The sequence below is a fragment of the Methanosarcina sp. DH1 genome (genome assembly GCF_020804205.1).
Taxonomy (GTDB): domain Archaea; phylum Halobacteriota; class Methanosarcinia; order Methanosarcinales; family Methanosarcinaceae; genus Methanosarcina; species Methanosarcina vacuolata.
In genome coordinates, this window is sequence record NZ_WJBJ01000019.1 from 107,344 (window position 1) to 129,304 (window position 21,961).

Annotated in this window: 17 protein-coding genes and 1 tRNA gene; 2 read left to right on the forward strand and 16 right to left on the reverse strand. The window is 40.7% G+C overall.

The features are described from left to right. Nucleotides 1-261: 261 nt before the first annotated feature. The 5 genes from FXW07_RS09425 to FXW07_RS09445 all read right to left on the reverse strand — a co-directional run bounded on the left by FXW07_RS09425 (nucleotide 262) and on the right by FXW07_RS09445 (nucleotide 5,041). On the reverse strand, nucleotides 262-924 hold the full coding sequence (locus FXW07_RS09425) for an MBL fold metallo-hydrolase (protein WP_229395210.1): 663 nt from the start codon (nucleotides 922-924) through the stop codon (nucleotides 262-264). Between the two features lie 9 nt (nucleotides 925-933). Next, the gene (locus FXW07_RS09430) at nucleotides 934-1,905 is read right to left on the reverse strand and encodes a DUF128 domain-containing protein (RefSeq protein ID WP_048116928.1); all 972 of its coding nucleotides are present in this window, start codon (nucleotides 1,903-1,905) and stop codon (nucleotides 934-936) included. 542 nt (nucleotides 1,906-2,447) lie between these two features. Then, nucleotides 2,448-2,942: a hypothetical protein gene (locus tag FXW07_RS09435; RefSeq protein WP_229395211.1), complete on the reverse strand. Its 495-nt coding sequence runs from the start codon at nucleotides 2,940-2,942 to the stop codon at nucleotides 2,448-2,450. Between the two features lie 44 nt (nucleotides 2,943-2,986). Continuing rightward, entirely contained in the window at nucleotides 2,987-3,661 is a 675-nt protein-coding gene (locus FXW07_RS09440; protein WP_048116937.1) for an undecaprenyl diphosphate synthase family protein, read from the reverse strand. Nucleotides 3,662-3,856: 195 nt separating this feature from the next. Then, nucleotides 3,857-5,041 carry a redox-regulated ATPase YchF gene (locus FXW07_RS09445; protein WP_229395212.1) on the reverse strand — a complete coding sequence of 395 codons (1,185 nt, stop codon included), beginning with the start codon at nucleotides 5,039-5,041 and terminating at the stop codon, nucleotides 3,857-3,859. A 314-nt stretch (nucleotides 5,042-5,355) separates the two neighbouring features. Here FXW07_RS09445 and FXW07_RS09450 point away from each other — a divergent pair. Together FXW07_RS09450 and FXW07_RS09455 are read left to right on the forward strand one after the other, a co-directional pair. Then, a tRNA-Arg gene (locus tag FXW07_RS09450) sits at nucleotides 5,356-5,427 on the forward strand. Nucleotides 5,428-5,916: 489 nt separating this feature from the next. Beyond that, on the forward strand, nucleotides 5,917-6,330 hold the full coding sequence (locus FXW07_RS09455; RefSeq protein ID WP_229395213.1) for a cell surface lipoprotein: 414 nt from the start codon (nucleotides 5,917-5,919) through the stop codon (nucleotides 6,328-6,330). Between the two features lie 185 nt (nucleotides 6,331-6,515). On the opposite strand, the gene FXW07_RS09460 is transcribed toward FXW07_RS09455, so the two are convergent. From FXW07_RS09460 to FXW07_RS09505, 11 genes are all read right to left on the reverse strand, one after another. Then, nucleotides 6,516-7,304 (reverse strand): winged helix-turn-helix domain-containing protein, encoded by a 789-nt coding sequence (locus tag FXW07_RS09460; RefSeq protein WP_048116946.1) that lies wholly within the window; start codon nucleotides 7,302-7,304, stop codon nucleotides 6,516-6,518. 686 nt (nucleotides 7,305-7,990) lie between these two features. After that, nucleotides 7,991-8,776: a winged helix-turn-helix domain-containing protein gene (locus FXW07_RS09465; protein WP_229395214.1), complete on the reverse strand. Its 786-nt coding sequence runs from the start codon at nucleotides 8,774-8,776 to the stop codon at nucleotides 7,991-7,993. Between the two features lie 155 nt (nucleotides 8,777-8,931). Further along, complete coding sequence (locus FXW07_RS09470; RefSeq protein ID WP_229395215.1) at nucleotides 8,932-10,860, reverse strand: hydantoinase/oxoprolinase family protein; 1,929 nt, start codon at nucleotides 10,858-10,860, stop codon at nucleotides 8,932-8,934. A gap of 153 nt (nucleotides 10,861-11,013) precedes the next feature. Continuing rightward, nucleotides 11,014-13,020, reverse strand: coding sequence for a hydantoinase/oxoprolinase family protein (locus FXW07_RS09475; protein ID WP_229395216.1), 2,007 nt, complete (start codon nucleotides 13,018-13,020; stop codon nucleotides 11,014-11,016). Between the two features lie 405 nt (nucleotides 13,021-13,425). After that, a complete protein-coding gene (locus tag FXW07_RS09480; RefSeq protein WP_229395217.1) occupies nucleotides 13,426-14,445 on the reverse strand; it encodes a cation diffusion facilitator family transporter in 1,020 nt (339 codons plus the stop codon). Nucleotides 14,446-14,949: 504 nt separating this feature from the next. After that, on the reverse strand, nucleotides 14,950-15,534 hold the full coding sequence (locus FXW07_RS09485; RefSeq protein WP_048116955.1) for a GPR1/FUN34/YaaH family transporter: 585 nt from the start codon (nucleotides 15,532-15,534) through the stop codon (nucleotides 14,950-14,952). A gap of 51 nt (nucleotides 15,535-15,585) precedes the next feature. After that, on the reverse strand, nucleotides 15,586-16,971 hold the full coding sequence (gene mtaB / locus FXW07_RS09490) for a methanol--corrinoid protein co-methyltransferase MtaB (protein ID WP_229395218.1): 1,386 nt from the start codon (nucleotides 16,969-16,971) through the stop codon (nucleotides 15,586-15,588). A gap of 13 nt (nucleotides 16,972-16,984) precedes the next feature. Next, on the reverse strand, nucleotides 16,985-17,761 hold the full coding sequence (mtaC, locus tag FXW07_RS09495) for a methanol--corrinoid protein MtaC (protein WP_229395219.1): 777 nt from the start codon (nucleotides 17,759-17,761) through the stop codon (nucleotides 16,985-16,987). Between the two features lie 1,011 nt (nucleotides 17,762-18,772). Further along, nucleotides 18,773-18,904 carry a hypothetical protein gene (locus FXW07_RS19305; protein ID WP_255679019.1) on the reverse strand — a complete coding sequence of 44 codons (132 nt, stop codon included), beginning with the start codon at nucleotides 18,902-18,904 and terminating at the stop codon, nucleotides 18,773-18,775. A gap of 114 nt (nucleotides 18,905-19,018) precedes the next feature. Next, nucleotides 19,019-19,573, reverse strand: a complete 555-nt coding sequence (locus tag FXW07_RS09500) for a TATA-box-binding protein (RefSeq protein ID WP_048116969.1) — start codon at nucleotides 19,571-19,573, stop codon at nucleotides 19,019-19,021. A 971-nt stretch (nucleotides 19,574-20,544) separates the two neighbouring features. Next, nucleotides 20,545-21,216, reverse strand: coding sequence for a GTP-binding protein (locus tag FXW07_RS09505; protein ID WP_229395220.1), 672 nt, complete (start codon nucleotides 21,214-21,216; stop codon nucleotides 20,545-20,547). Between the last annotated feature and the right edge of the window lie 745 nt (nucleotides 21,217-21,961).

Here is a 21,961-nt window from a genome sequence, read left to right on the forward strand (position 1 = left end):
TTTTCTGTAATTTATATTCTTTAAAATTAAGATGTTAAAATCCAGAATTTTTATAAAATCTATTTCAAATACAGGGCTATAAAGTAAAATTTTTAGAATAGAAGTTTTTAATTTGTTTAGGATATCTGGCTTTGCAGAAATCGATCTAAATAGCTCTAACTGGATCTGAAAATGAATGTATAAAAGTATCTCAGATAATTCAGTTTAAACAATTGAATATTCTTTCTTTACTAGGATTTCTACATAACCGAATATTTTTATTTATTCCAGGTCCATGCGCAGACCGACTTCGATTTCGACAAATTCTGCCGGAAAAATCTCTTTTATTTTTTCTCTATGAGCGGTACAATGCCCTGCTGCTATGAGTTCCATCCCTCTAAGTCTTTCAAACTCCTCGTTATCGTGAAGCCCCCCGATAATTCCCTTTACTTTTCCGTAACGTTTGGCAGTATCCAGAATTGCGGCAAGCCCAGGGTGAGCACAGCCTGTAAGTACATAAGATCCGTTTCCCGTATCCAGAATAAGAGCCTGCTCCTTTACCTTATCTCCAAGTTCCCCTGTACTCCTGATACCATGAGAGATTTCTACAGGCTCTTTTATTTCAATAAGAGTCGCTCTGTTCTTAATTTCTCTTTTAAGATTCTCCGAAAAAGAAGCAGGAACATAGACCTCAGGCCCGGGATTTGCCTGAAGGACCTCCGGAAGGCCTCCTATATGGTCCCAGTGCTGGTGGGAGATAATTATTTTTCCGATGCCAGCTGGGTCAATGTTGAGCCTCTTCATATGTTCCAGGAGGAGAGGGCCATCCCATCCGGTGTCAAAAAGAAGGATTTCGCGATTTGTTTCAATAAGAGCTGCAAAACCCCAGCTTTCTGTAAAACCCTGACCGGCTTTGTTGTCATAAATGACAGTAAGCCTGAACATTGTGATTCCTCAGATTTCTGTCATGGTTTTATATTCCATAACAGTAGAAACAGGATTTGTCTTCATTTTAATTCCGGTCTCTTCAAGGGCGCAGATACCATTAATGCCTCCTACTATTGCAATCCCGTACTTTCCGGTTTCAACGGGAGCCCCAAATAAAGTTTCATCAATTTCTCCCGGAGGGAAATAACCCGCAAGGCCGACTTTTTCTACTGTTTTGAGAACTTCTCTAGCTCTGTCATAAGCTGAACAATTAATCTGCCGCATATTGGCAAGGATTTTACCTTCCCCTTTTTCAAGCACGTCAAGGACAGAAGTGGTCTTTCTGCTCATGAAAATTTGTATAGGATCAATTGAGGTTCCACTGTAGGAAATCAAATCTGAAAACCGTGCAGGTTTTTGATTTTCTATCTGAAGAATTCCACCGTAAGCAGGTTCCACAGGGATCCCAGCTTTTAGAAGGAGACCATCAAAAGCGACGCTGCAAACCGTAGCTATTCCTATTTTTCCAGGGGGTAGGGAAATCAGTTCTTCATCTTCTTCAATAATCTTTACTCTAGGGCTTATCATATACCCTTCGTGTGCAGTATATGAAACCACCTCAATAACAGTCTCTAAATCGTCCTTATCAAAGTATGATATATTTACAGGAACTACTCCATCATTGGTTTCAGGATTATACGTGGTTCTAAACGCCATTTCTTCTATCCGGGATATTACAAAACCAAACCGGTCTGCGATGAGGGCGTCGCTCATCTCCCTCTCTCCAAGCTCGGTAAGTGTACGCCCTGCATATCCGTGTTTGCTTGTAAATCCTCTTTCATCCAGGATCCTAAGATGGTAACGGACCGCTCGCTCTCCTATATCATAGCCCCGGTTATTAAGTTCATCAGCTATTGCCCGGGCACCTATAGGTTTGTCACTTTCGTGAATTACCCTCATAATTTCAATGAGTTTTCGCTCAATTTGCGGATCCATCATGTTTAACACCGTTATACTTTACGAGAAAAATGAATTGCCTTTGATTTTGGCATGAAAGTTCTTCCAAGTACTTTCATTTCTTTGTGCCTGTGATTAGAAGAATTTCATGCGCGTTTGGCAAGATTCTATAATTTTTATCTCAGCTCTGAGTAAAGCCTGTTCTCTCCTGGCTTCCCCAAAACCGATTTAGTTCTTATTTATATTCAATTATAGTAAATCTTTTCGTAGTAATATATTTTATCTCCCTAGTTCCGTCTCCCGAGTCCCGGCTCGGGAGGACGGAGTCCTTTTCGCTTCGCTCAAGAGGGCTGAATTATGGGTAAGATAAATTGTTTTTCAATTTGCTGAAAAGGGCTGATTTACCTGCAGCCTTTTTGAAAAGGCTTGACTGCAAACCTTTTTTGAAAAGGCTTGATCGCAAACCTTTTTTGAAAAGGTTTGATCGAAAACGTTGTTACGGTTTGATCAACCGGCGCAACTATAGAATTAGGGGGGTTAAGTTACGCTGGGTTATATGAAGGTGGTTGTTTTTAGTTATATCCTCATACAATTTTTATAATTCCTGGTTGGGGGGAATAAAGTTCTCCTGTTTCCAGGAGGTTTTTGAGGATTGTCTCGAATTTTTCCTGAGTTATTCCTTTTTCGAGGGCTTTCTGTCGAAGGTCCTCTTTTTCTATTTTTCCGCCGGCGGTGTCCAGAATATCGATAAGAATTGATTTTGGATCTTTTTTTATAGGGGGCGAATTGGAAAGGCTTTTTTCTGGAAATTTAAGTTTTTTTACAGGGGTTTCAGTTTTGGAGATTGAAGGGTCAGATTCTTTGGGTGATAAGGTTAGTGAAAAGTTTTCGTTGGCTTTTCCGGAGATTTCAGCTTGAAGGTGAGTTCGAAAAAGCACTGCGTCTTCGAGATCTTCGGAAAAGTGGAATACCCTGAGTTTTCGGGTTTGCAGGAGAGCGCCGCAATGCTGGCATTTCAGGGTTTTTTTTCCTGTTTCTGTGATCTGGGCATGCTGTCGGCATTTGGGGCACACAATCACTGAATAGCGCAAATTTTTGTGCTTTTGTCCAAATTCCAGTCAGCTCACCTTCCGTATCTTCTCTTTCTTTTCTGAAAGTCCCTCATAGCTCTCAACAGATCGACCTTTCGTACATCTCTCCAGTTAACATCTGTAAAATAAAGTTCTGAATAGACTGACTGCCACACCAGGAAGTCCGAAAGGTTCTGCCCTCCCGAACGGATCATGATATCAGGCTCGTGGTGGACGAGGAGATGAGATTCGATCATTTTTTCGTCCACCTCTTCAGGCCTAACAGTTCCTTCTTTAACTTCGGCAAGGATAGTCAGTACAGCCTTCGTAATTTCATCTCTTCCCCCAAATCCCAGTGAGACATAAACAAGAAAATCATTTCCAGGAGCAGTGTTATTTACCTCTCCGTCAACGCCATAGATTCTATAACCTGTACAGGCAGGAAGGTTAGAAAAGACCTTTTCCAGCTTTGCTTTGAGAGTTGATGAGACTTCGGCTTTTAAAGCCGGGTCAGTATTCAGGATGTCTACATAGACACTCACAATTTTGACCTTGAATTTTCTAAAAATATTAAGTGTGGATATGAGCCTATCGATTCCTTCGGGGTCAAAAAGGTCAGTTTCCTTGAGTATGATTGCTACATGCCTGGGAATATTTGAAAATTCCCTGGCTATTTGCCAGGTCAGGTACCTCTCATAGACCGGATATGCAAAAGAAAGTAAATCCATCTGATTAATATCCTCCCTGACAAGCTAAAGCAATCCACTATTTCATCTTTTCTATTGTTAATCCCAACTTCATAATTCTTCCCAGGCATGTTCCGAATGACCTTTTCCAGATAACCTTTTCTGAATGACCTTTTCCTAATGATCTTTTCCGGATGACAGCTTTTTCAGATTTATTATGTCTATCATTGGGTTTGTTTACTTTGCAGTGGATACGATCTTGATTACATCGCCGTTTTTCAGTTCGTGCTTTTCCCCAAGCCTGAGCCTTGTCCTTGCATCTACTGCATATAAAAATCGATCCCCTATTTCAGTATGGATCTGGTAAGCAAGATCATGACAGGTAGAGCCTCTTTTCATAAGGTAAGCATCAGGAAGGATATTCCCACTCTTATCGGACCATTTTCCTTCATCTTCTACGGGGTATACAACAATAAGGTCCAGAAGCTCGAAGACAGTCCTGTTTATGCACTCCTGGACGCCGGTACCGCCAAGTCTCTCAATCACTTTATGAATAGCTTCGAGCCCTTTTTTCTGAGCTTTTGTAAGGTTTTCACCAAGCACCTCGAATTTCCTGTCTCCGGGACTGTATTTAATAAGCTCATTTTTTGCTGCAGATTTAAGTGCCAGTTCGGCTGCTGCGCTTACAGGGATTACTATTCTATCAAGGTCTTTAAGCCTGTCCAGGTTTTCTCTTGAGGCGACGTCGGCTTTATTTGCGGCGATAAGCAGAGGCTTGCTGATCTCTCTCATTGCATCACAGAGCCGGATCATATCTTCTTCGCTCCATTTAATGTGGTCCAGTCTTGCAAGCCCTGTTTCTATCAAAGCTGCATTCACATGGGATTCTCTTATTCCTGCTCCGGCAAGCTGTTCTGCAATTACTGCTTCTAGCTTGAGCCCTTCGGCCTGGATTTTTCTGGCAAGCTTGACCCAGTTTCTTTCCAGAATGCCATAAAGCCACATTGTGATTTCCCTATTCAGGAAAGCTACGTCTTCAAGAGGGTCATGATCTCCGATATCTACAGGGTTGCCCTCGGCGTCAGTCCCGCCTGAGGCGTCTACTACATGAACAATTGCCTGAGCCTGCCTGAGTTCATCCAGAAAAGTATTTCCAAGTCCCCTCCCTTTGTACGCATCAGGGACAAGTCCGGCAACGTCAATTATATCAATCGGGACGAGCCTTACCCCATCCACACACTTTCCGCATCTCTTTTCCTTTTCTTTGCAGGGGCATTCAACCCGCACATAAGTAACTCCATGATTAGCATTAATAGTTGTAAAAGGATAATTTGCAATTTCAACGTCTGCAAGTGTAGCAGCTTTGAAAAAAGTGGATTTTCCCGCATTGGGTTTTCCTGCAAGTCCTATAGTCATTGACATAAATTATAAAAACGAACTTGTTGCATTTAATCTTTATTGGTAGTGATGTCGGAGAAACGGGATTTTTTCCCCAACTTTCAGGCCAGGGTTAGAGCTACAAATTAGATGTTAAGCCTCTTGGGTAGTGTGCCAATTTTTCGGTAAAATCATAAGTCTAAATAAGTTACTGGGTAGAAAATTCCAACTCGGAAGATCAATTTTGTTCATAGTACTCAAAACCTGACTTCAAATTTACAACAAATTTGAGATACTGTCGTCTCTTTGAGGAATAAAGTTTATATCCTTGAATGTGCTTATCAGTGTTGCTCGCTTGTGTCCCGATAGGGTAGTGGATATCCTTGAGGCCTGCGGAGCCTTAGACCTGAGTTCAAGTCTCAGTCGGGACGTAAATTTTTTTATTTTCGATTTTTTTTATTTGATCTTTTTCCTTCAGTTTTTTATCGGATTTCATTTTACTCTTCTTGATTTTTTTTCTTTGCTTCGGTTCCGTTCGGTTTTTTTACCGGATTTTATTTTTACTCTTCTTGATTCCTTCTTTGCTTCGGTTCCGTTCGTATTTTTTTCGATTTATCACTTTCTTCTGTTTTTCTCCCTACTTTGTGCCCTTCTCTTTCTTGTCTCTGATTTCTTTCCTTTCTACGCTTCGCTTCTTGTCTCTGATTTCTTTCCTTTCTACGCTTCGCTTCTTGTCTCTGATTTCTTTCCTTTCTACGCTTCGCTTCTTGTCTCTGATTTACTCCCTGCTTTGATTCATTTCCTGTCTTCTGCTTCTTTGTTTCAGGAATTACATTTTTGTTTTTGCTTTTTTCTGTCAGATCAAAAAGATAATGAATATGATCTGAACTTATACTATTAAATGAAAAAGAGGGATATTTATGAAGAGAAATAGTCTGATTTTACTTATGGGGTTAATATTCTTATTTGCCTCAGGTTGTACTGAGAGCAATGAATCGGTGCCTGACGATTCTAATTCTTCGGTACCTGAAGCCGAGTCTGCCTTACAGTCGGAAAATAACACGACTTCAAAACTCGGAGAAGACCACATTGTCCGTCTTGAAAAGTATGGTGTGATACGGCCTTCTGAACTGGAACTCTCAAAAGGAGATACTGTTTCTTGGTGGAGCGACAAGAGACAGGGTAATTACGTGCTTGTTAGTGAGGAAAAGCTGTTTCCTGATGAAAAACTTTTATACAGGGTACCTTTCACGTATACCTTTAATGAAATCGGAATCTACCACTTTATTGTCAAGGATCTTCCTGGAATGAACGCTACGATAAGGGTGAACTGAAATTTCTGCTTCCTTGCCCTGTATTCTTTATTGAATCTTTTTTCCAGAAGGGGGAAGGTACTTCTCCTAAACCTGGCTTTTTTCTTGCTTTTTTCTTTTTACTCCAAACTGGTTGAAGGCTCAGGATTGAAAAATTTATAGAAATTTGGAAAACTTATAGAAATTTGGAAAACTTATAAAAATTTTCACACTTTGGTTATAGGTCTTGCTATCCTTTTGTAGTGATTGAAAAGATCTTTTCCCCATTTAAGCGCACTTTCATCAAAACTTACCAGGTTATGATTATAGTAAATTCCACTGTTACAGAAGAGGGAGAGTGCCATGAACTTTTCCGTGACTATGCTTGAAGCAATTTTCATATTATTATTATTGCAGACATAGAGTTTGGTATGTTTCAGGTTCAGGAAATGTTCAAGTTCCTTCTTGTAGTCATTGAGCATTCTATCATAAACGTATTCTGTAAACACCAGGGTTATGTCCGTGCCCTTTGCGGCAAGTTCTATGCACAGGGACGGATAGATGGGCAGGAAAAAGGAAGATGAAATCCTCACTTTATCGGATTCGGACAGGTGTTTTACAACTTCTTTTGGATATTCAAACACATGGTTTCGGTCAGGGTTTACTTCAATATAGTTTCCAAGCTTTCCGATCTCATCGAGAAACTCAGGAGGAATTGATGTCATATCCTGATTTATCCAGTAATCGTGGTTTTTATCAAAGACGTTGAATGTTTCAAGAATTGTTTTCATCTTCGGAACCAGAATCTCTCCGATACTGGAAAGTTTATAGAGCCTGTTACTCTCAACAATAAGGTCCTGCTTCATCAGTATCTTTATCTGGGTCATTATTGGGCTCGAACGGACATCAAGTGTATTTTTGATTTCTTCGATGTTCTTTGGTCCGTCCAGAAGCAGTAAAAGTAGGTTTTTCCTTTTTTCTGAAAGAAAGAGAACATCCAGTAGTGATGAATCCATCTGATTCCCTCTCTTAGGTCTCATCCTATTATATGTGACATCATATATATCTCTATACTAAAATATTCTGAACTTTCTGTCTTTATCCTTGCCATTGTAGTTTTTCATAGGATAAAGAATCTTCAGGTGTGGGGTTTTTGGTTTCCTTTGGGGTTTATACTTGAAGGTTTTTGAGATTTATACCTTGTATATAAAGAAAATTACCATTTTTTGTGCCATGATATCATAATTTCATGTATCATAACATTATAATTTCGTGTATCACAACATCATAATTTCGTGTATTATAACATCATAATTTCGTGTATCACAACATCATAATTTCATGTATCACAACATCATAATTTCATGTATCACAACATCATAATTTCATGTATCACAACATCATAATTTCATGTATCACAACATCATAATTTCRTGTATCAYAACATCATAATTTCATGTATCACAACATCATAATTTCGTGTATCATAACATCATAATTTCATGTATCATAATATCATAATTTTATGTATCATAATATCATAATATTACTTGTAAATATAATTACTTTTTATTAATTTTTGATAAGTTCTCTAAAAACTTCTATACGGCAATCCTTTTAGACGGCATCTGTTATTATTTCTTTATACAGTAGTCCATTTGGAAGTAGATAGAGATTATATAGGTTATAAGTCTGTATCCTTTCATATCTTGTTTACCTGTCTGGAAAGCCTTTTGAAATAATCGAACAGTTCCTGACCCCATAAAAGGGCGCTGGGTTCGGAGCTTATAATGAACTGCTGGTCGAATTTCCCTTTTTTATCAAAAAGACCCAGCATCATTGTCCTATCAGTCACGGTAATCTCAGTAAGCTTTATTCCTTCTTTGGAAACATACAGGCTTACATTATCCATGCCCATTAATTCATTTATCATATTTGAGTGTTCGTTTGATAGGTGGTCCCAGACAGATTGATTAAAATTCAAGGAAAGTTCGGCATCTTTTCTACCAAGCTCAACGTACAGGGGGAGATAAGCGGGGTTGAAATAGGAAGCAAAAGTCGAAGCATGCCTTGCATTGGCCATGCTGTCTATTATTTCTTGAGATGGTTCATATATATGGTTAAGGTCTGGCTCTATAAATGTACAGTCTCCCAGTTCGGATATACGTTCCAGCAGGTGACGGGGAATTCCGTTCAGATCGTGACCTGTCCAATATGAATTGTTTTTCTCAATTACATCAAGAGCACTTATCAGGGGTTTTATCTTCTTGATTATGAACTCTCCCAGGACTGTGAGTTTATACATTTTGTCTTCCTGGACAATAAGATCATGATCTATCAGTTTCTTTATCTGGGGAAGGATCGAGGTGGCTGTAACATCCAGTGTGGTCTTGATTTCGTCAATATTTTTTGAGCCGCTATCCAGCAATATAAGAAGGTTTTTTCTCTTATCGGAGCGGAAAACAAGATCAATAAGTGAAGAATCCATGTTCTCTTACTTCCTGTTATTCAGTAACTTGCAGTTGTAGCCGATCTTTCTTTCCAGCAGGCTGGTTCTCTGGCTTTTCGTTTTCAAATTGAGCATTTCTCCGGCTTTTAAATTGACTTTTATATATAAAAAATACAATATATATAATTTTATCTCTAATTTGTCAAAATCTCAGGGTTACAGACTCCTACAAAAGTCATTTTTGTCTCCATTGGGGTATGTTTCCAGCCAGGTGGAGAAAGGTATTCCAGACTTGTGCTTATTTTTATTGACCCTTCTGGAAGTCCAAAATCTTTCATTGAATCCAGAATAAGTTCTTCACCGGTTTTATGGGAATATTCTATCGCCATACCATATTGCTCGAATTTCTTCCTTCCTTCAGGGGTAAATACCAGGAAATTTTGGTCCGGATTTTCCATTGAAGATGGTCTTATAATTATCTCAATTCTTTTAATTCCTTTTCCTACTAGAGCTCCAACTGCATTTCCTACGCTGGCCTTGTCAGGAACTATAACCTCTGCATCTATGAGGCCCTTAATCTCTTCATAATAAGCCTTTACAGGGCCTCCGAGCAGGACTATGGGAATATTAAATTTGTACTGGACAGGAACGTCTTCCTCCAGCATTTTCTTTATCCCTTCTTTTCCCCTGCCTTCCATGATAAAAGACATAAGGCTGTAAACCATATTTTTTGCAATCTGCTGCTTTATCTTTTTGCAAAAAGCATGAACTCCCATTTGAGTAAAACGCGAAAGTTTTTTGGCTCCAATCTGGGCAGCTTCCACATCCCATTCGGTATATTCCCCAAGTACGTGCAGGGCATCAGTCGGTGTGAAGCCTATGGCCTGGATTGCACGCTGTTGAATCAATGAATCAAGGACTTCTGGAGAGGGGAACCGCTTCATTTTATTTAAAATTCCGTAGATAGAAAGAGGCTCGTCTTTTACAATCTCAAGTAACTTTTTTTCGCTTTCTGTAGGACTAATAGGGGCTACTCCAGTACTAACGAAAAATTTTGTGGGCTGAGTATGTTCACTGAGCATGGTTCTCAGGGGCACAGGGTTCTTTTCAAGTTTCTCTTTAAAGTTTGGATACCGTACAGCAGCAACGCAAAGAGGCATAACCCTTTTCGGACCTATCCTGATGCATTTCTTAAACCACACATGGCTATCTCCCCCGTTTGCTGAGCTCTCCATTCTTATTGCTTTTACGCGGGTTTGCCAGCCTCCTACAACTGCTCCTTTTTCACAAAGCTCAGGGACTCCATTTTTTATTATGGAGACATCCGTACTTGTCCCTCCCACATCAATTACGGCACATGTGTCCAGTCCTGAGAGGTAAGAAGCTCCCTTAATACTTGCAGCAGGGCCTGAGAATATGGTTTCAATGGGACGCAGTTTTGTGCCTTTTATATCTATAACCGAGCCGTCACATTTCAGCATAAGGATTTTCGCATCAAGGTTTCTTTTCTTTATTTCGGCAGTGATGGAATGGATAAACTGGTAGGTTATTGGAATTAGCTGGGCGTTTAATACGGCTGTGGCTGCCCGTTCGTAAGCTCCCAGCTCCTGAGATAATTCATATCCGCAGACCACAGGATGCCCTGTCAATTTAAGGACTATCTCCTTTACTTTAAGCTCATGTTCCGGGTTTCTTGTGCTGAAGTACGAAGATACTGCAAACGCGGAGACTTTCTTTTTCAGGCTTACTGCAAATTGTTCTACGGCAGCAAGGTCCAGAGGCTGCAGTTCATCTCCATTGCTGTCATGTCCTCCTTTTACAATAATACAGTAGTCTGCTGGAAGTTTTTTTGGGACGGTATAGTTCCCTACCAGGATCAGACCAACAGGATACCCTGTTTTTTCGAGAATGGTATTTGTTGACAGGGTTGTGGAAACCGATACCAGCTTTACTTTGCTGAGATACTCCGGATTCAGTTTATCAATTGCATTTCGAATTCCGGCCATAAGGTCCGGATAGGTAGTAATTGCCTTGCTGGTATCAAGGATCCGGCTATCCGAATCTCTTAATATTACAGCATCGGTGTAGGTTCCGCCTGCGTCAATACCCAGACTATATTGCATGTCAAAACAGCCCCATTTTTACTTTATATTACAAATTAAGGTCTTTTTTTAGCTGTATACATCTTTTTTATCCGGATTTATAAAATTATTCTCAAGATATATATCTCTGTTTATAATATCCGGCTGCTGATATCCTAATTTATCCTTATCCTCTCAAGCTATAATCGTAGTTTTTGGGATTCCTATTCCTACGAAAACAAGTTTTGTTTCCAGGGGCACATCAGTCCAGCCGCTCGGAGCTAGATGCTTCCGGCTTACGTCTATTTTTATATTCTCCTTTTGAAGTCCTGCACTCACCATGTAGTCCATAACAAGCTGTCTTCCAAGCTTTTCTGCGAATTCAACGGCTTCACTATAGCTTTCAAATTTCTTTCTTTCAGATGGGGAAAAGACAATGAACTCGTTTTTAGTCTGATACGGCAAGGTATCTTCTGCAGTACACTTCTCATGAGCTTCGTTATCTATATTCTTAGCCTCTCCTTCAAGAGACTTGATAACTTTTGTTTTTATAAGAATCTCTACCCTTTTAATTCCTTTCCCGACAAGAGCACCGACAGCATTTCCAACCTCAGCGTGCTCTGGAACTAGAAAGTCAGCATTAATCAGGTTTTTGAGGTCCTCAACATATGCCTTTACAGGTCCTCCTAGAAGCACCACAGGAATTTCAACTCTGAAACGGGTAAAGTTTCTTCCGAGAAGAACCCTGTCGATCTCGTTTCTAGGCATTCCTTCTATAAGATAAGCAATAAGATCTTCGGCAATATTTCGCGCGACCCTGCGTTTTGCTTCCGCGCTGAAATTTTCTGGGCTCTGCTTAACTATCCTTCCAAGCATGGAAGCTCCGATTGTTGCAGCCTCTACATCCCATTCGGTATATTCTCCGAGCACATGAAGGGCATCGGTAGGCGTAAAACCTATTGCCTGGATTAACCTTTTCTGGACTAATGAGTCCAGAATGGCCGGTGATGGACGTTTTTTCAGGGCTATGAGCAGGTCACCGAAGGAAACAGGCTCTTTTCCGATGTGCCTGTATATTTCCCTCTCTCCTGCCTTCAATTCGATAGGATTGAAGCCGGTCCTGACATAAAATTTTGTTACCTGAATACTCTCGCAGAGATACCCTTTTGCAACTCTGTTCGATTTCAGTTTTTCCCTGAAACCGGGATATATAACCGAAGCCCGGCAGAGTGGAATTACCCGACGCGGGCCGATATAAGTTCTGTCGCCTTTTACCCAGATATGGCTGTCTCCTCCTGTTGCAGAGGTTTCCATACGAATTGCTTTTACGCGGGTTTGCCAGCCTCCGACAACGGCACCCATATTGCTGAGTTGGGGAAGCCCGTTCTCCATCATGGCTACATCCGTGCTCGTGCCGCCAACGTCGATCATAGCACAGGTCTCGAGCTTGCTCAGATGAGATGCTCCAACAAGGCTTGCGGCAGGCCCTGAAAATATTGTCTCAATGGGCTTTTCCAGGGCTTCTTCTATTCCCACCACTGATCCGTCACATTTCAGCATCAGCAGGTTAGCATTTATACCCCGGATTTCGAACTCCTTAACTATTGCCTGGATAAACTTGTGAGTAATAGGAATTAACTGGGCGTTAAGAAACGCAGTTATAGCCCTTTCATAGGCTCCAAGGTCCTGTGAAAGTTCGTGCCCGCAAACCACAGGGTGCCCTGTAAGTCCCTTTACGGCTTTTTTGACAGCAAGCTCATGTTCCGGATTGCGGTTACTGAAATATGAAGAAACTGCAAAAGCCGAAACCTTATCTTTTACCTTGAGGGCAAATTCTTCTACTGAGTCAAGGTCAAGAGCCTTCAGTTCTTCTCCGTCACTGTTATGCCCACCAGAGACCGCTACCCAGTAGTCCGTAGGAAGTTTCTCAGGAATCACATAATCCCCTATCATGATTAGCCCTACCGGAAACCCAGTGCTTTCCAATATGGTATTTGTAGACAGGGTTGTAGATACAGATACCAGTTTAATGTCTTTAAGATACTCCGGGGTCAGCGCATCAATAGCGTTTTTCATTCCAGGTAGGGGATCGGGGTATGTAGTTAGCGCTTTACTGGATTCTATCACAGATCCGTCTGAATCTCTAATGATAACGGCATCAGTATAAGTGCCCCCTGCGTCGATTCCAAGACTGAAGTGCATTTTTAACCTCTTTTGAGAGTTAGATCTAACTTCCAGGATTTTCAGACAATTTTTTAATCCAGACCACTTTAAATTCAGGCCATTTTTAATTCAGGCCATTTTTAATTCAGGTAATTAAGCTTTCTTTAGCAAGCGATAAGATTCAGAGCTCTCTAAATTAGGTGTCAATTTATACCCATATACGCAAAACCTGGATATCTGTTAAATCTTGTAGTAGCTAAATAGATACCCGCTAGAATTAAAGCGATGGGTTTGCTGTTTTCCTAACTTTCGGTTTTCATATTGGGTTTTTCACACCATTATTACCATATTATTTTATTTTTTCTATGTTTATTTGGCATGAAAGTCCTCTCAAACACTTTCATTTTTTGGACATGTTATTTGAAGAATATCATATATCTTTTGTTAAAATAAACTTGCCTTTTCACCTTTCTTCTCATTAGAGGCTCTACTTTTGCTTTTGAAATTCTGGTTCTTTCCTGGTACGGGCTCGATCTTTATTAGTATGTATGTGTCTTCTGTAAAAGCTGCTTTCAGCCTCTCTTCTACGAGATTTGCTATCTCTGCAGCTTCCAGGACACTTAGGGAGTTATTCACATTCACGATGGCGTTGATTGCTATACCCTTTCCTATTCTGCGAGTTTTAAGTTCTCCTGAACCCGTGACGTTTTCGGTTTTGTTTATAATCTCTCTGATTCTGAGGTTATTTTCCTCATCAAGGGAAGCTTCTATCAGCTCATTTGCAATCCTGTAGAGAAGGCTTCCTGAAGTTCCAAGGAGATAGAGGCTTAAAAGAAGAGCAGCGAAAGAATCAGCTATATCAAAGCTTTTTCCAGGCAGAAATGTGCATCCTATCCCTAAAATAACAATGCAGGATATTAATACGTCTTTTATTGGAATTGTTAACAAGCGTTTTACTGGAATAATTGATAAGCCTTTTACAGGGATATGAGCTTTTGAAAAATCCTCTTTAGCCTGTAATTCAGGATTTTCTGTCAGAACCGCCATAATATTTCTTAATATAAAGGCTGAGATTGCTGCATAAAGTGCAATAATTTCAGGAGTTTCGGGCTCTTTGCCCTGCAAAAACATGAGCATTTCCCCAGAACTCAGGGAAATCATATGAAAACTTGCAAAAAGAAGAATAAAAGCTTCTGCTCCCATGCAGAGGGTTGTGATTTTTCCATGTCCGTAGTTATGGCTTTCATCTCCAGGTTTACTTCCAATTGAAAAATCCAGGAGTTTTATACATTCATCGGTGAATTCGGAGAAGGAGCGAACTGCATCGGCAAGAAGCAAAGTACTATTTCCCAAAATCCCGGCTAGCAGCTTGAAAAGTGTCAGTATCAAACTCAAAGCAAGCCCTGTATAAGATCTATTGCGGATTTTGTTGTGGGTTTTGTCAAGCTTTTTATCCGCTTGCATTCGAAGTTCACCGTTAATTAGTTTTTCCAATCTTCTTTCTAGCTCAAACGTTGCCTCGTTTTCGATCAACCATTTTTTGAAAAGGTTTTCAATCAAACGTTTTTTGAAAAGGTTTGTGCCACAACTGTTGCACCGTTTAATCACGCTGATAGGGTTCGGAGATAAGATACTCAACTTCAATTAGTGCTGAGGTTTTTGCCCAAGCCTTTTTTTAAAAGGCTTACGGTAAAAACAAAAACGAAAACGATTTTTTAAATTGAATAAGCCCTCGAGTGCCTGTGTTTTTATAACGCGGTCACAATACAGAGTTTAGCCACTCATTCAATACTTTTGGGAGGATTGGTAAACACAGGTTTAATACCTGTGCTTACCTGAAGAGTCGTTTTTAGCTGTTTTTCTGTTTTTTCCTGCAATTTTAGACTTTTTTTATGTTTATTGAGGTTGGTGCAGGTCTTTTCCCAGGTACTCGAGAGTTTTACTCAATGAATGCTGATTATTTTACTATTAGAGTGGGATTACGGTTTTTCCGTGGACCTCGTTCATTACCATGCCAAGAGCTGTATAAAGAGCTCCAAGACCCATAACAAGTCCTACATAGCCAGCTACTATAAGCAACCCTGTACTACCGGTTGCGTTTACAACAGCAAGCAACATAAATAGCAAAAATAATGTAACAAAGACAAACTGAAGTGCACGGACTCCTATTCTCATAGTAGCGACCAGCATAACAAAGGTATATACACCCCAGATAAAGAGATACGCGGCCATAGCAGTTCCGGACGAAGCCTCAGCCCAGCCGATTGCAGGCATTACAAGCAATCCGGCCAGTGAGAACCAGAACAGGCCGAAAGCAGAGAATGCAGTCCCTGCAAAAATATCTCCTTTTTTCCAGGACATAATTCCTGCAAAAACCTGGGCAAACCCACCCAGAAATATTGCCATGGAGACAATCATCGATTCCACAGGATATATCCCTATGTAGCTTAGACTTAACAGAACTGCGGCAAGGCCAAGGCCGGTAAAGCCCAGAGGGGCAGCATTTGCAGTCTTGTCAACTATTACAGTAGCAGTTCCTACGTTTTCGCTCATGGTTTCACCTGAAGCCATACTTTTAAAAAAGTTAAAAAAGAAGTTTAGGGCTTAGAGCCCGTAGTTTTCTGGTTTGAAAACTGCAACTTCTTGCTTGAACTTGGTCAGGTTGTCGCTCATGAACTTGTCAGCATCGTCAGTGAGGGCTTCGAGGTCGGCCTTAACCTTTGCAAGAGCATTGGTTTCGAACCTTGTGAGTCTGAGCTTGCCAGAGCTGACGCCTTCTTCGACGATGTTGCAACATTCGATTGCTGCGTTCTTTGAACGGAGGTAGTTGTTCTCTCCATCCTTTGCGATTGCCTGTCCTACCTTGTAGGCGTTGTCGTAAGCAATCACATAGCCCTGCGGGTCTCTGTATTTGTCAGAGAGCACGAGAATGTCTCTGAGGTCCTTTGCTTTTCCGGTCTTAAGGGCGACGTTCATCATGGAACAGTCGTATGCAAGGGTCTCGGACCAGCACTGAACAGTTGTACCGCCGAATTCACCGTGGTACTCAACGGACTCGTTGGACCAGAGGTCACAGCACTGCATGACAATGTTACCCATCAGGTCAGAGTGGGCACAGGTTGAGGTCTTACCTTCCTGAGTAATTGGTACACCTGCAATGGCCTTTATGATGCTGTTCTCATAACCACAGTCCTTTCCAGGGCCTACTGCACCGGCTTCATATGCACAGAGGGATCTTGCTGCAGAGATTGCCCTTGCAACAATTGCAGTTGTGTGGGCAAGGTTCTTGTCAAGCAGACCGCCTGCAATGAACATTGCAGTGTTTGCCTGGGCACAGTCTGTGTCACCTGAGGCTACAGTTCCTGTCTTCTTTGCAACGTCTGCAATGTCGGACCAGACCATTTCCATGTCCATGCTGCCAAGTACACCAATTCCGAAGAGGATACCTGCAGTGTCGTTTCTCAGAATAGAATAGTCGAAGACTTCCTTACCACCCATTGACTCAACTGCGAGCAGGTCTGCACCATTGTTGGCAGCTTCTTCAAAAGCTTCCATAAAGGTGCTGTACTTGTCTCCTCTGAGCTGGAGGTAGTCACGGTCTTCACGAATGTCACCAATTGTGTGGCGAAGTGCACACTTTATGCCGTATTCGTCATGGTATTCTTCCATGATGGTCTTCTGGGCATGTGCAACAGCTCCTCCCCAGGAGGGATTGTTGGACATCTGCTGAACGTGTTCAGTTTCAAGTACAACAGAGGGAGCTCCTATCTGGACCATCCTTGCCATAATGTCAGTGGTGATCCTTTCATACTCTTTTATGAGTTTTTCTTTGGATGCGCCGGCTCCAGGCCTTGGGGCATAGTTTACTTCGGGAGTCGTGTAACCGGCACCAATTTCAAGGCCAAGCCCTGCTTTTACAGGGAATTTTGATTGCCCGAAAATCAGTTCATCTGCGTTAGCATAAGCCATTGAAGTGTATTTTTTTACCATTTTTGCTCCCTCCTCAGTGTTTGTGGAATTCCTCTCTTAATGCTGTGATATCTGTAGTACCTGCAACGATTGCGTCAGCAATCTTGGGGGCATCAGCAGCTTCTTCACCATAAACTCCAAGTTCATACTGAGACACGAAGTCCTGGTTCACAGCACCGCCACCACATGCGAATGGGAGCTTTATTCCCTTCTCAAGGAGCTTGTCATTAACTTCCTTGAATGCATACATGGTGGTTGTCATAAGAGCAGTACCTGTGAGCATTATTGGCTTCTCTTTTTCGACTGCAGCGATTACTTCGTCTACAGGAACATCTCTTCCAAGGTCAATTACCTCGTAGCCATTTGCTCTCAGAAGGGCAGCAACAATGTTCTTTCCGATGTCATGGACGTCTCCTTCTGCAACATGGCAGACAACCTTGCCCTTTGGCTCGGGAACTTCGGTGGTCTGGCTCTTACAGAAGTCGATACCTGCCAGCATGGCATCAGCGGACATCATAACGTTCGGGAGGAAAATGATACCATCGTCGTAGAGCTGGGTTACAACTCCCATTCCTACCATCAGGGCATCATCGATAAGGGCGATTGGCTTCTTGCCTGCATCGATAGCAGCCTGGAGTGCGTCAACTACGTCATCCTCTTCTCCCTCATAGATTGCTTTTGCAACAGGATAGATGAGTTCGTCTTTTGGATAAAGCTCTTCTGCAGCTTCATCAGGGGTCATTTCCTTTTCGAGGGCGACGTTGTAGCGTACTAATATGCCGTCGATATCTTCCAGTTTCAAATCCAACATATTTTAACCTCCATTTAGCAAAAGAGTCTCGGATTGCTCAGATCGTTGACTCTGCAAGTCACATCTCCCTGAAATGTTTAAGCGTTTTTTACCAAACGCTTCTTGAATATAATGGCAGGGAATTCGAAAACCTCCAGATCGAATTCCTTCCATTGAGAGGGATTGAATAACTTTGAGTGGTGTACTGTTCATTCAGAAGCTGGATTTCAGTCCGTTCTCTTGTTTTTCAAGCTTTCTGAAAATAACTTTTGAGTTACTTCCCGTTTTTTATCCCGTTTTTAAGCTTTTTTCAGAAAGCTTTTAAGCTGCCAGGTTCAGATATCTTTTATTTTCTATTTCCTGGCCCTTATGGATTTTTTCCAGTTAATTCTGATAAGTGTACTCCCTAGTATTCCGGGATGCACTTGCAGATCACAGTTAGATTTTATTGCATATACCTTCACCTATGTTAATTTTTGAATCGCTATAATTTTATAATTCTCATCTCAATTTTCTCTGCAAATGATTTTGTAAAACAGAAGTATTTTTTTGCTCTCTTTGATCTAAACAACGAGATCAAAATTTATTGGTCGATTATTTTCAATTCCAAAGCGATTTTATTGCAGAGGGTGAAGATACGGAAGTTTTTATTTTGAGCGAGGAGGTTATCAAGTAGATTTGTTTTTTATTGTAGATTTGAAACAGGCAAAATATGGTGATCAAAGTATATTTTTGAAAGTACACAAGTGAAATGAATCTCCTGTTTAGTTCTCCTCAGTAATTACCTGATTTCTTACTTTCGATGGGAACTTGCGCAAGAGTTTCCATAACTCCGATCTTTTAATTCTCTGGAGTTTATTCAGATTTATTTTTTGCCGTTTTTCAACTCTTTTTTAAACAGAGGCAAACTATTTTCCGGGAAGGTTATTCCATCTCTGTCTTTAATTTTTTAATAAGCAGGCGTCTTTATGACTGTTTTAAATTCTGCTGTTTCTCCGGGGTCAGTTTTCTCCAGATGGCTGAAAGAGTACCTTACCTCTCTATCCAAGAGGTTATCTTCCGGACAGGGGCGATGACCATTTTATAATATATATACTTTTTGTGTGTCAGGTCAAGGCTGTCCTGAAACGGAAACATTTTTCCTTCTTCTTTACTTTCATCCATGCCGCAACGTCCTGAATCGGAAACTTTCACGCCGGAAACATTCTTCCTCCTAGAATTTTCTTCTCCCTGCCAGGTTGAATTATGGATTATTCCTGCTCTAAGTTCTAAGAAGATTCAATAAATAAGCCCTAAGTTATCAAACTCTGTCTTTATGACCTGCAGGCCCTTCTCGCAATCCTCCGGAGATTTGCCGCCTGTGATCACCAGTTTGCCAGAGCTGAATATGAGCACTACTACCTTGGGAGACTCAAGCCTGTAAACAAGTCCTGGAAATACCTCTGGCTCGTATTCTACGTTCTCCATACCAAAGGCTATGACAATTGTATTCAGGTTCAGGTTCGTTTCCAAATCAGCAGTTGCTACAATGTTTTGAATATAAACCTCAGGTTCTGAATTTATTTTCTCGCAGCCAATGGACTTGAGTATTTTAGCCAGATTGATTATGGCCATTTTAGCGTTCTCGACCGTCTTAGCCCCGGTACATACTACTTTTCCGGAGGTGAAAATCAGAAAAGCAGCCTTTGGGTTCTCAGTTCTGTAGACCAGGCCAGGGAACTTAGCTTTGTTATATTCTGCTCCCTCCAGTCCGGCCTCTATCTTCAGCAGGTCGAAATCTTCCGCCAGAGTGGTGGATGCCACCACATTCTCTATAGTTATTGCGTATTCCATACAACATATATCTTAAGTGTTCTATAGAAGCCATTGTCGGTTTAAGTCACAAATGGTTAAAAACTGGGGTCTGTACGGGAGAATCAGTTAATGTAAATATTATGAAAATAGCAAAATTGGTTATCTACCAGTAATACACGGTTGATTTTTCATAATCAAGTTTCCAATGTAAGAATTATTCATTTTCATGTGTTAAAACGGGTCTGCTGTAACAATCGAGTTGCAGAGCTAAAGGCTTAGAAACAGCATAAAAAGTATTCCAAAAAAGATGACGGCTTTTGTGGACTATTAAGGAAAAATTTTAAATTTTGGAGGAAAGCTGTCTTTCTTTCAGGCATCTGCTTATTGCCATCCACAGCTTTAATAAGTTCGTTTTTGGGCATGGCGTTACCGCAGAAAATACCGCTACTCTTGATTGAGATTTTCTTCATTTTTTAAGGACTTCTATTTTAGGGATTGTGCGCAGAGGTTACACTTCCCTTTACAAGATTTTCCTGATGCCTGAAAGAAAGCTTAATGTGGTTTATGTGGTTTGGTGGTTTATTGGTTGGGTAGTTTATGTGATTGAGTGGCTTATGTGGTTGGGTGGTTTATTTGATAGGGTGGTTTGTGTTATTGAATGGTTTATTTGATAGGGTTTTTTATGTGGTTGTGTCGTTTGTGTGATAGGGTGGGTTGTGTTATTGAGTGGCTTATGTGGTTGGGTGGTTTATTTGATAGGGTGGTTTGTGTTATTGAGTGGTTTATTTGATAGGGTTTTTTATGTGGTTGTGTCGTTTGTGTGATTGAGTGGTTTATGTGGTTGGGTAGTTTATCTGATAGGGTTGTTTATGTGGTTGGGTCGTTTATGTGGTTTGGTGATCTATGTAGTCAGGGTTTAGCTCTTCTGCCTTATTTTTTATGCTTTCCATAATCTATTCGGAAACAGAAATCCCTGTTTTGATGGAGATCTCCTGTGAAGCGATTTCAAATTAGGACGAATAGGCCGAAACTCCCGACATTTGAATCGAGTTTTCTCTGCCCAGGGCTATTTTGTTCCCACTGGTTACTTCCAGCAGTCCGAGCAATTTGTCTAAATTTTCTCCTCCCTGTAGGGCCGAAAAATGAATCATTCTTGCTCTGGGGTTTAATTTGCGCAGGAACAGGCAGATTTCCAGGAGTTCTTCACGGTTGTTTATAAGTTCAACTTTATTGATGCCCAGGATATCGGCCTCGCCTATCTGATTTTTCATGAAATTATGCAGCTCTTCGGTCTCCTTACTCAGGCGGGCAGCATCCACAAGATTCACTATCGGGGCAAAAGTTATTCCCGGGATTCCCATATTTTCAATATTTCTTTTTATTTGTCCAGGGGGAGTTATTCCTGCGGGTTCTATTATAATAGTGTCCGGATTGTAAGATGCAATGATATTTCTCAAGGTGTATTCCATGCTGGTTTTCAGGGGACAGTAGACACAGTCACTTGTAATTTCCCTGGTTTCAACTTCCCCTTCCGAGATCGTATCTCCATCGATCCCTATTTCTCCGATCTCGTTAACGATAACTGCCACTTTCTGTCCCTGTTTTCCCAAATGTTCAACAAGTTTTCTTATCAGTGTGGTTTTCCCGCTTCCCGAGAATCCTCCGATTAACATACATTTCATGCCTTTACACCTTCCATAAGTTAAGCAAGAGTCCGAATAACTCTCTGGGTAGTGATAATGTCTCTATAGGGTGGCTAAAATGGGGAGACATTGCCACAAGTGTTTAAGAACGTTTTTTCGGGGTTATCTCCAGAGGGTGTTATTCCTTTTGACTCTATAATTAAAGATTCTCTCAATTGTATATAGCTTAACCGACACTGTTTTTTTATTGAGGTGCAATATTTTCTCCTTTTAAAAATAAGCTTTTCCTGAAATTTCATACTTGCCTGAATTTTCCAACACATTGTATTTTCAATATTCCAGGGGGATAACAAAATTCCGCAGGCTAGAAAAAAAGAAGTCATCAAATATTGAAGGGTATTGAAAATTTGAAGGCTTGACTTGCATATTTAATATATACAATCCAGAGTCTTGAGTATCTAGATTCCTGAGTATCCAGATTCCTGAGTATCCAGATTCCTGAATATCCAGAGTTTTGAAGAACTTGACCCTGCTTACAGGTCAATGGCATTTATAATATTCTATGATCAAGGCTTTTCGTTGTTTTGTGTAGATATCCTCATAATATCTTTATAAAAACCAATGCGGTCTCGAATTGAAAGCTATTTTATCCACAGGGAATGACAAAGCGCTCAAATCAATAAAAGAGCGCTCTTTTCAATATACTTTAAATATGATCTCCACAATATACATTATATATTATCAGAAATTAAATATAATCCTCACAATATTTATTTAGTTCTGG

Coding starts and splice junctions, on each gene's coding strand:
- mtaB (WP_229395218.1), bottom strand. CDS start 16,971: ATGGTAAAAAAATACACTTCAATGGCTTATGCTAACGCAGATGAACTG.
- FXW07_RS09485 (WP_048116955.1), bottom strand. CDS start 15,534: ATGAGCGAAAACGTAGGAACTGCTACTGTAATAGTTGACAAGACTGCA.
- mtaC (WP_229395219.1), bottom strand. CDS start 17,761: ATGTTGGATTTGAAACTGGAAGATATCGACGGCATATTAGTACGCTAC.
- FXW07_RS09470 (WP_229395215.1), bottom strand. CDS start 10,860: ATGCAATATAGTCTGGGTATTGACGCAGGCGGAACCTACACCGATGCT.
- FXW07_RS09460 (WP_048116946.1), bottom strand. CDS start 7,304: ATGGATTCATCACTACTGGATGTTCTCTTTCTTTCAGAAAAAAGGAAA.
- FXW07_RS09455 (WP_229395213.1), top strand. CDS start 5,917: ATGAAGAGAAATAGTCTGATTTTACTTATGGGGTTAATATTCTTATTT.
- FXW07_RS09445 (WP_229395212.1), bottom strand. CDS start 5,041: ATGTCAATGACTATAGGACTTGCAGGAAAACCCAATGCGGGAAAATCC.
- FXW07_RS09505 (WP_229395220.1), bottom strand. CDS start 21,216: ATGAAATGTATGTTAATCGGAGGATTCTCGGGAAGCGGGAAAACCACA.
- FXW07_RS09440 (WP_048116937.1), bottom strand. CDS start 3,661: ATGGATTTACTTTCTTTTGCATATCCGGTCTATGAGAGGTACCTGACC.
- FXW07_RS09500 (WP_048116969.1), bottom strand. CDS start 19,573: ATGGAATACGCAATAACTATAGAGAATGTGGTGGCATCCACCACTCTG.
- FXW07_RS09480 (WP_229395217.1), bottom strand. CDS start 14,445: ATGCAAGCGGATAAAAAGCTTGACAAAACCCACAACAAAATCCGCAAT.
- FXW07_RS09430 (WP_048116928.1), bottom strand. CDS start 1,905: ATGATGGATCCGCAAATTGAGCGAAAACTCATTGAAATTATGAGGGTA.
- FXW07_RS09425 (WP_229395210.1), bottom strand. CDS start 924: ATGTTCAGGCTTACTGTCATTTATGACAACAAAGCCGGTCAGGGTTTT.
- FXW07_RS09475 (WP_229395216.1), bottom strand. CDS start 13,020: ATGCACTTCAGTCTTGGAATCGACGCAGGGGGCACTTATACTGATGCC.
- FXW07_RS19305 (WP_255679019.1), bottom strand. CDS start 18,904: ATGGATGAAAGTAAAGAAGAAGGAAAAATGTTTCCGTTTCAGGACAGC.
- FXW07_RS09465 (WP_229395214.1), bottom strand. CDS start 8,776: ATGGATTCTTCACTTATTGATCTTGTTTTCCGCTCCGATAAGAGAAAA.